This is a genomic window from Marinobacterium arenosum, assembly GCF_019795155.1.
Taxonomy (GTDB): Bacteria; Pseudomonadota; Gammaproteobacteria; order Pseudomonadales; family Balneatricaceae; genus Marinobacterium_C; species Marinobacterium_C arenosum.
Genome location: NZ_JAILYN010000008.1, coordinates 123539 through 133016, shown reverse-complemented (window position 1 = coordinate 133016; position 9478 = coordinate 123539). Strand labels below are relative to the sequence as shown.

Below are 9478 nucleotides of genomic sequence, written 5' to 3'. Positions count from 1 at the left end.
CGAGGCGGTACACCGCCAGTTCCGCAAACTGACTAAAACCAAGGGCGGCTTCGCCAACGAGACCAGCTTGTTGAAGCTGCTGTATGCGGGGATGCTGAAGGCCTCCGAGAAGTGGACGCATCCGGTACAAAACTGGAACCTGACGCTATCCCAGTTGACCATCCACTTCCCCGGCAGGGTGGATCAATATGTGGACCTGTGATTTACGCTGACACAGAACTATGAACACCCTCGCAGAAAAAGCCAAGCAGACTTCCCTTCCCGCAGCCAGAGGTATGGCTGGTGGCAACCGAGAATCTCGACAACCACCGTAACGATGAAAAGACCGACTTTTTTAGTTTAAGCAAGAAAACTCAACCTCCAGTACGTGTACAAAGCGCTTCAAACACCGGCGCAGCTTTGCTGCGGCCGGGTGATTCGACTTATTATGCTTAGATTGCTTTAGTGGCCTCAATATCGGACAACTTACCAAAGAGCACTTCCAACATATATTCTATACGCTCCTCGGCATTGCTAAATTTATTCGTATTTAGGCTATTTGGTGCCTTGTAGCTCACCTCGCCAACTCTTTGTCCTTGGTGGAAGGCCTCCATTTTTGCATCACTTAGATACAGGGCCAAGTCCCAATTCCATTTTCCAACATACTCAATGGTGAGCTTGTCAAACTCATGCTTAGATCCCTCTGCTTTAACGACATACTTATAATTATTTTTCTTAAACCAGTTTTCAACTGTTTGTCTGAACCCATCTCTGGTTTCATTATCCTTGATCAGGACAATTTCAGTACCATTTTCATGAATATCTTGGCTTATCGCGCTCCCACTATATCGAGGTGCAGCACAAGCTGAAGTTAACATAGCCAATACACAAACGATTAACACCTTCCAGTTCATCATTTTACTTCCTTTCCTTTTTCAAAAAGAATCACTCCTTGATTTTTAGCCGGAGCAATACGCCAGAACAGTAGAGGTTCTAGCCGCGATAGCGGCGAACATCGATCGCCAGCGGCTGACACGGGAGCAGCCTGCGCCCGAACGCCATCGGCCACATTAACTCAGTTACTCAATACTTTTGAGCGTACTTCTTAATCTTTTTATACGGCGTTTCGTCCGCCACTTTACCCAATAAAGTCAAATAATCCGGGGACCTACTCTGACCCAAGGCTTTACAGAACCATGCTGCTGTATCCTGCGCCGCAGCGTCGAGACCGGGTTTTAAATAAAGCGCCTTCAGGCTTTTCGCCACCGATGCCAACAGGTCATCATCGCGACGCTTTTCATGAAAAATCGCACGTGCAGCCAGCCGCTGAACAAACACATCGTCAACACTCAGCATTCTCAGGTAAGTAGCGACCTCTACGCTTTTACCCTCAACGACCAATCCACTCTTTCGAATCTTTTCGTTCCAAACGGCAAACTTATCCAGATCCCGCAGCGCCTTTTCAGCGTGCCTTCTAAGCTTTCCATTAACCGCCTCTTTATGTACTTTTACCAGGGTATCGCGATACTTCGGATTACCACTGTATCCCAGCGCTCTTGCATGGTATGCCAGTAGATTGAACTCACGACCATCCTGAGACAGATAGGAAGTAAGCAGCCGATTTTCGACCTCGTCATAAAAACGGGGATCGGACAGACCGGACCACTGAAGACGATTGAGCATAACCTCCTTTGTTTCATCTGTTGCCGTTGCCAGCACGCTCAGGTAGCTGTCGACGCGCTCATCATCCGTCGAAAATGCCATCGCCGGCATAGCCGTCACAAAAGCGAACAGCAAAACTATCCATCTGAATCCATTCATAGCAAACTCCTTTCGTCTTAGGTCCAACGTTTAAAGATCAATGAGGTATTTATTCCGCCAAACGCGAAGTTATTGCTCATCACATAATCGATTGCAATACGACGTCCCTCATGGGTGATGTAGTCGAGGTCTCCACACTGCAGGTCAACGTTTTCAAGATTCGCTGTCGCATGGAACCAACCGTTGTTCATCATCTCAATGGACGTCCAAGCTTCCAATGCACCACAAGCACCCAAGGTGTGTCCGGTAAAGCTTTTTAGCGCGCTTATAGGCGTTTTATTTCCAAACACCGCAGCGGTTGCTTTACTCTCAGCGATATCTCCCCGGTCTGTTGCTGTGCCATGGGCGCTGATATAGCCAATATCCTCTTTATTCAATTGCGCATCCTGCAGGGCAAGGCGTATGGTCGTTTCCATCGTCTGCTCTGAGGGCTGGGTAACATGGCTTCCGTCGGAGTTGGTACCAAAACCCACCACCTCCGCGTAGATATTCACGCCGCGAGACAAAGCAGACTCCAACTCTTCGAGGATGAGCGTACAACCACCCTCCCCAATCACCAACCCATCCCTATCCCGATCAAACGGGCGCGGTGAAAGGTGTGGTTCGTCATTACGTACACTGGTTGCGTAGAGAGTGTCGAATACGGCTGCCTCTGTAGCGCATAACCCCTCACTACCGCCGGCGATCATCACCTGCTGCAGCCCGTTCTTAATCGTTTCATAGGCGTAACCAATCCCCTGGCTGCCCGAAGTACAGGCACTGGACGTGGTAATCACCCGTCCACGCAAACCAAAATGGACCCCGATATTCACAGGAGCGGTATGGGCCATCATTTTGATATAGGAGTTGGCGTTTAAGCCGTCTGAGGAGCGGTTCAGGATCATGTTACCGAACTCACCGAAGGCTGCGGTATCCCCCGCCGAGGAGCCGTAGGCAACTCCAACCTTACCACTCTGGAGCAACTCATCCCCCAACAATCCGGCATCTATCAATGCACGTTCAGTGCTGTAGACGCCAAGCTGAGCCACCCGTCCCATGCTTCTCAGCTGTTTTCTCGTATAGTGAGAAGGTATCTCGAAGTCCGTTACCGGTGCGCCAAGACGGGTATTCAAACCTTCGTACATGTCCCAGTCACTCATACGGGTGATACCAGTCTCCATCGCTTTCAGTCGCCGGGAGACAGATTCCCAGTCATTACCGATGGGTGATACCCCCGCCATCCCTGTTACAACTACTCGCTTCATCAATACATCCCACCATTGACAGAAATGACTTGCCGGGTGATATAAGCAGCATCTTCCGACATCAGGAAGCTCACCGTACCAGCCACTTCCTCAACCTGCCCTACACGCTGCATCGGCACCATCTTCAGCGCCTCGTCCAGCGGTAGCTCTTCCATCATTTCAGTTTCAATCAATCCCGGCGATACACAGTTAACCGTGATTTTTCGTTTTGCCAGTTCCACAGCCAACGCTTTTGTTGCACCAATAATGCCCGCTTTCGCCGCACTGTAGTTCACCTGTCCCCGGTTACCCATTTCACCGGATACTGAGGAAAGCGTCACAATACGACCGGGTTTACGTCGCCGTATCATCGGCATCATCACAGGGTGCAACACGTTATAGAATCCATCCAGGTTAGTCCTGAGCACCTCATCCCACTCTGCCCCAGGGATCGCGGGAAATGCATTATCCTTGGCAACGCCCGCATTACATACCACACCATAGTAGGCGCCATGCTGGTCGACATCAGCTTCGAGTATCTGTTGACACTGCTCTCGGTCAGCAATATCGAACTGTAACACCCGCACTTCTCGGCCCATCTCGGAGATCTGAGACACGACTTCTTCAATCTGCCCCCGTTTGGTGCGGCAGTGCAGCACAAGATCATAACCGTCCTGCGCTAAACGTAGCGCAATTCCCTTACCGATACCCCGGCTGGAACCGGTAACCAGAACTGTTCCTTTCATGAAATCGCATCCTTTAAAAAGCTATCTGCATCCTCAGGCTGGTACACATTGAGACTGGCTGAGGCTTCAATCCCTTCGCCATGCAGCGAACACTGAAAGACACTGAGTCCATTTTCAGCCTGCATCTCCCGCTTGGCTGTGAGTATCAAGGTTTGCCCGAGGGGAAAATAGTCCACTGAGCAGGTGTATTTGCGTGTCCCGAGCAGAAAACCGAGCTTTGGTTCCCCACCCTCCCTACGTTCCTGCATCCCCGCGAAAGCACCGATCGTCTGAGCCATATATTCCATGCCAGTCCAAGCTGGCACGCCCTTTTCATCCGCGAACATCGAAGCTTCAGTGATGTAAACCTCGGCACGCAACCAGTCGTCAGCGTATTCCACAATATTGTCCAGCAGACTCATTTTGCCTGAGTGAGGGACCAACTCCGCAACGCTGTATTCTGATTTCATTTAATCCGTCCCAACAGTAGAGAGATATTATTGCCACCGAAGGCGAATGAGTTACTCAAGGCATAGTTCAGGGATGAGCCCGGCCGGTGGTCAGCCGACACCAACTTCAGATCGGGCAATTCCGGATCAGCCACCCCGTCCCAGATATGCCGGGGTAACAGCGGTTCCTTTCCGTCACCGCTCAACATCAGCCAGCAGATCCCAGCTTCGACGGCTCCCGCCGCACCCAAGGTATGGCCGGTGAAGGGCTTGGTTGAACTGCAGAAGGTATCGGAGCCAAACACCTCATACATCGCCAGTGACTCCATCTGGTCGTTGAGGGCTGTCGCCGTACCATGAAGGTTCACGTATCCCACCTCGGTAGACTGCACACCTCCATCCTTCAAGGCCGCGGTCATACAGCGTATTGCACCAGCACCAGTAGGGTCGGGTGCCGAGATATGGTGCGCGTCGGACCCCTCACCAACACCGGTTAGCTCGACACCGCTTGCGTCGGCCGTCACCAGGAAAAGCGCGGCACCCTCGCCAATATTGATTCCCTTTCTATTTTTGCTAAATGGGTTGCAGCGTTCGTCGCTGACAGCTTCGAGGGACGAAAACCCAAGCACGGTCAGCTTACATAGGGTGTCAACTCCACCGGCAATCACGGCGTCGCAGATCCCCGCCCGAATCAGACGTCGGGCTGTCGCAAGCGCCTTTGCCCCGGAAGAGCAGGCGGTGGATATACCGTAGGCAGGCCCCTGCACGCCAAGGACGGTGGCGACAAACTGTGCCGTGGCACCCATCTCCTGCAAGCCGTAATCGTAGTCGGCCGGCACCTCCGAGGTGCGAGCCCACTGACGAATGGCGGGTTCACTCTCAGCGATTCCCGAGGTACTGGTTCCCACCACCACACCAATCCGGCGACGGCCAAAGCGTGCGATTGCTGAACTTACCGGTTCCGTTATCTGATTCAGGGCCGCCAGCGCAAACTGGTTATTGCGACTTTGCCATTTATTTTCAGGTAGTGGTATGTCCGGCAATGTACCTTGATAGAGCCCCAGAGGCAGCGGATTTCCCTCACTGAAAGCATCAGTGACAGTCAGGTTAGTCTTGCCCGATTGCAGATTTTCCTTTACCTCGCCTGCACAAGCACCGACAGAGCATAGGATGCCCAGCGCGTTGAGATAGCATTTGGATGGCGTCATAACTCCGTTTTCTCCAGCGTTTGAATCTCGACCCGATAATTACGAAGGTAGTTTTCCACCGTCATGCCTTTTTTTTCATATCTTACTTTCAACACCGCCCCGCTATCATTCAGCAATACCCTTTCCTGCGGTTTCATTTCCACCTGCCAACCCTCTTCCGGTGGATAGTTCAAGCTGATTGAAATTTCCGGCCACAGAGCAAACTGCATGATCGAGAGGATATCCTCACCGCGAATATCCATCGAGGAAAGGTTTTCCTGCTTCAACGCCTTACCGTCATAATCCAGTGACAACAACGGCTGCCCCGTTGGCAACAGTGCGACCAATTGCGAACGCCCCGCCTCTAGCCGTGTTACCGCCAGAAACTGGTACTGCTGGCCCCAGGCTTCCATCGTGACTCTTTGCTTGAGCAGCACGGCTGCAGGCCCTTGCCCGGGTGGCAACAGCTGGAGCCGCTCAGGTACCGGCACTGCCAGTTGCGTTGCACTGCAGCCAGCTAGACAGAACAACGATACCCAGACTATCGTTTTTACTAACGACGACATAACTCGGCCAACGTATTTAAGCGGGATGGGGATTTCACGTAGGGATTATTCAGATCCCAGGCGTAACCCGCCAGAATCGAGCAAATCATTCTCTTGACCTCGTCTCTCTTATCCCTGGCAAAGATAACGTCCTGAAGGCGACCATCGTACCAACCTTCGACAAACTCTCTGAAGGTATCCACGCCTCGTTTTAGAGGATGGGCATACTCCTGATCCCAGTCCGGCGATCTACCAGCCAATTGAGCATCGACCACATTTGCCGCCAGACTGGCTGACTTGAGTGCGATGGTCACTCCGGATGAAAACACCGGATCAAGAAACTCCCCCGCATTACCCAGCAGGGCGAAGCGGTCACCATAGAGCTGTTTTACGTCGCAGGAATATCCCTCTATCCGTCCCACACGGGTATCCAACTCGGCATCGTCAAGCACATCCGCCAGCATTTCACCCTGACCGATGAGAGCGCGCAACTTACTTTCCGAATCCCCCTGCATGTCGGCCAGAAACTCCCGAGGTGCCACAACCCCCACCGAGGAGCGCCCGTTACTGAAGGGGATCAGCCAGTACCAAATGTCGCGATGCAGGGGGTGTACAGTGATCAGGATCTTGTTTCGATCAAACCGATCATCGCTGATATTGTCCTTAATATGCGTAAACAGTGATGTCCGTGATGCCAGATTTGACGGGCACTGCAGATCAAGTAGGCGTGGAAGCACACGGCCAAAGCCGCTGCCATCAAGCACAAATTTCGCCTCAACCTGATAGACATCGCCCTCATCGCTCTCAACACAGAGAGAGGCCTTTTGTGCATCGGATTGATATGCGGTTACCGCATGTCCATAGCGGATTTCAACGCCCTGTTTTTCAGCCTCGTCGGCCAAGACCTTATCAAAGAGATCCCGCTGCACCTGGAATGTTGTGCCCCAGCCTGGAGAAAACTTCTCTCTGAAATCAAAGAAGTCGTACAGTTCGCCACAGGTAAACGCGGCACCGTTTTTAAACTGAAACGCGGCATCCTCAATCGCAGGAAGCATACCAGCCTGCTCAAGATACTCCATACTCTGGGGCAGAAGGCTCTCGCCGATGGAGAAACGGGGGAAATGCTCCTTCTCCAACACCAGCACTTGGTAACCTTTCTTATTCAACAGGGCAGAAGCAACGGCTCCGGAGGGACCTGCACCAATTACGACAATGTCGAAACATCCCTGTACCTTAACCATGAAGCGTTTTCTCCTTCGTTTTATTTCGCATAATCGGGGTCAACAGCCAGACAAGCGTCAAGCCGATTAAAACCGTTAAACCAAAATGGTGTAACACGGGGGTATCGCTGAGGGCCAACAGCCCAAACGCCAGCAAACTGGTATAACTGGACAGGGAAACCGCCAACCAGGTGTAGGGGGCCTGCCGGGTCTCCATCAGGAAGATCCCCATGTCCAGTCCGATCCCCAAAACCAGTATAAGAGCCATGAGGTGGAACAGGTTCACGCCCTGCTCCAGCGTAACCAGCAAAGCCAGGGTAACAACCGATGCCAACAGTGGTGGCAGCAAAATTCGCCAAATCTGCTTTTTGTAACGCACGCCAAGGACCAACATGACGCAGAGATACGCCACTACCACCCAGTTAACGATCTGGCCTCGGTAGCTACCCATCAGCTCCGAAATGTTCTGCACCTGATCGATATAGACGGCAGCAGAGTCGCTATCGCTGAGTGCGATCAGGTGCTGCCTGGTCTCCGGGCCGATCGTTCCGGTTAAACGCACCAACGTGGCAGCCGACCACTCCGACTGCTCTACAATGAGATCTTTCCAGCTATCGCTACCGCGCTGTTGCAGCCAGATTTCGGGGGTTAGACGACGGCCCTCGGTCCGCGCAAGACTAAGGTACGCGTCAGATAACAGATGATCTGAAACATTGAGCATCGCCAGATAGGGGGGCAATTGTTGCTCATACAATTGCTGAACCAATGCGCTGTTTTCGGCCTGACGCCGCAGCGAGGGAAGCACTTGGGACAACGCCTGGTATCCTTCGAGCATACCGGCCGCTTTCAGCCCCTCCAGTCGAGCGGTCAATCTTTCCTCCCTCTGCAGACACTGCTCCAGAGAGTCCCCCCGAATAAGGAAGAACTGCGAGCTGCTGCTGACCCCAAGAGCCCGCTGTACACTTTGCTCCTGCTTTAACAGATCTACAGGGGATGTCTGCAACAACCGGATATCGTCCAGGCTTTTGCTGCTCCAGAGCGTGTAAACCGAGAACAGGAGAGAGACGAGCAGCCCCCCCACCAGCAGCGGATTCCCCTCGGCAAAAGGGAATCCCGCTCGCAGCCTGTCCAAGTGGGCCGCAAGCGCCAGAGGCTGCTGAGGACCACCTCGGGCAAGTAACGGAAGCCAGAGCACCACTGTCAGCCAGGCCGCGCTCAGGCCTACTACGGAGAAGGTGGCCATCTGCCGCAGTCCTGGAAATGGCGCCAAAGCCAGAGCGGCATAGGCCATGACACTGGAAAACAGTCCCAACAGCAGGCCCGGCATGATTTTGACCAGTATGCCGTCCGACGATGAGCGACGATGTTCGCAAAGATAGTGCAACGCGTAGTCGATAGAGACACCGACTAAGCCTGCACCAAATGCAAAGGTCACCAAGTGCACGCGCTCAAATACCAACAGAGTGATAGCAGCTGCGGTAATACTGCCAACGACTACCGGTACCAGCATAAGCAGTAAGGAGCTAAGTTGACGAAAGGTCAGCCACATGACCACAACGATACCCAGCAGCGACCCCAGACCGATGGTGGATATCTCGCCACTGGCCTGTTGGGCACCCGCAGCAGCATGCAACAACATGCCCGACATATCGACCTTGATACCAACATCTGTCAGTACAGCTTGCTCAGCCTCCACCGCCCCTAACACCCGCTTCTGAAGCGCGGGCGAAAAGGGATCAGCGGCAAGTTCAACCATCAACATATAGGTAGGTTGCTCGGTGCCGGAAACTTTTAGCAGCGAGTCTGATACCTGAACGTTGAACTCACTTCGTCTGTTTAACGTCAGTTCGGTAAAGAGTCCAAAGGGATCTTCAACGATAGAGCCCCCGCCTACGCTCAAGGGGCTATAAAGCTGAAACAACGCCCGTTGCTGAACCTGCTGGAAATCCCCCGCCAGCAGCAGCGCTCTGATACCTTCATCGATAACGGCATAGCGGTAGGAGTAAAGTTCTGTCCGGTATTGCTCGACTTCGCTCTCCTCTAGTCGCCAGATCACTCGGCTGACGTCCGGCAGCGCCGCCAGACTTCCAGATAAGCGGGTAACCGCACCGCGTAGCCGTAGCTCTTCCACGCCGGACAACAGCAAGATCAAGCGCTTGGAGAAGCGTTCAGCCATCAGATCGGCAGCACGTTGCACCAACGGCTGTTGTGTCGATTCTGGCAGCAGCGACATAATGCTGGAATCAAATGAAGGCCCCTGCCGTAGCGCGAGCACCGTCACCGCCACAACGAACAATAGCCAGCCGGCAGCAGCGGTTTTCAGAGACAA

9 protein-coding genes and 2 pseudogenes are annotated in these 9478 nt (G+C 53.0%); 1 reads left to right on the top strand and 10 read right to left on the bottom strand.

All coding sequences use genetic code 11. From position 1 onward, the window contains the following. Positions 1-202 (top strand): annotated as a pseudogene (locus K6T12_RS05940) (IS256 family transposase); the annotation flags it as partial. Between the two features lie 17 nt (positions 203-219). Here K6T12_RS05940 and K6T12_RS05935 read toward each other — a convergent pair. From K6T12_RS05935 to K6T12_RS05890, 10 genes and pseudogenes are all read right to left on the bottom strand, one after another. Beyond that, positions 220-321: pseudogene (locus tag K6T12_RS05935) on the bottom strand (YnfA family protein); the annotation flags it as partial. A gap of 110 nt (positions 322-431) precedes the next feature. Further along, complete coding sequence (locus K6T12_RS05930; protein ID WP_222220425.1) at positions 432-893, bottom strand: Sbal_3080 family lipoprotein; 462 nt, start codon at positions 891-893, stop codon at positions 432-434. A 169-nt stretch (positions 894-1062) separates the two neighbouring features. Next, positions 1063-1800, bottom strand: coding sequence for a hypothetical protein (locus tag K6T12_RS05925; protein ID WP_222220423.1), 738 nt, complete (start codon positions 1798-1800; stop codon positions 1063-1065). A gap of 17 nt (positions 1801-1817) precedes the next feature. Then, positions 1818-3044 (bottom strand): beta-ketoacyl-ACP synthase, encoded by a 1227-nt coding sequence (locus tag K6T12_RS05920; protein WP_222220421.1) that lies wholly within the window; start codon positions 3042-3044, stop codon positions 1818-1820. Further along, positions 3044-3769, bottom strand: coding sequence for a 3-ketoacyl-ACP reductase FabG2 (locus K6T12_RS05915; RefSeq protein ID WP_222220419.1), 726 nt, complete (start codon positions 3767-3769; stop codon positions 3044-3046). The genes K6T12_RS05920 and K6T12_RS05915 overlap by 1 nt, the downstream gene beginning before the upstream one ends. Then, positions 3766-4218, bottom strand: a complete 453-nt coding sequence (locus K6T12_RS05910) for a hotdog family protein (protein ID WP_222220417.1) — start codon at positions 4216-4218, stop codon at positions 3766-3768. The genes K6T12_RS05915 and K6T12_RS05910 overlap by 4 nt, the downstream gene beginning before the upstream one ends. Next, on the bottom strand, positions 4215-5405 hold the full coding sequence (locus tag K6T12_RS05905) for a beta-ketoacyl-[acyl-carrier-protein] synthase family protein (protein WP_222220415.1): 1191 nt from the start codon (positions 5403-5405) through the stop codon (positions 4215-4217). Before K6T12_RS05905 ends, K6T12_RS05910 begins: the two co-directional genes overlap by 4 nt. Then, positions 5402-5950 (bottom strand): DUF3261 domain-containing protein, encoded by a 549-nt coding sequence (locus tag K6T12_RS05900; RefSeq protein WP_255611581.1) that lies wholly within the window; start codon positions 5948-5950, stop codon positions 5402-5404. Before K6T12_RS05900 ends, K6T12_RS05905 begins: the two co-directional genes overlap by 4 nt. Next, on the bottom strand, positions 5938-7170 hold the full coding sequence (locus K6T12_RS05895; RefSeq protein ID WP_222220412.1) for an NAD(P)/FAD-dependent oxidoreductase: 1233 nt from the start codon (positions 7168-7170) through the stop codon (positions 5938-5940). The genes K6T12_RS05900 and K6T12_RS05895 overlap by 13 nt, the downstream gene beginning before the upstream one ends. Further along, positions 7163-9478: an MMPL family transporter gene (locus K6T12_RS05890; RefSeq protein ID WP_222220410.1), complete on the bottom strand. Its 2316-nt coding sequence runs from the start codon at positions 9476-9478 to the stop codon at positions 7163-7165. The genes K6T12_RS05895 and K6T12_RS05890 overlap by 8 nt, the downstream gene beginning before the upstream one ends.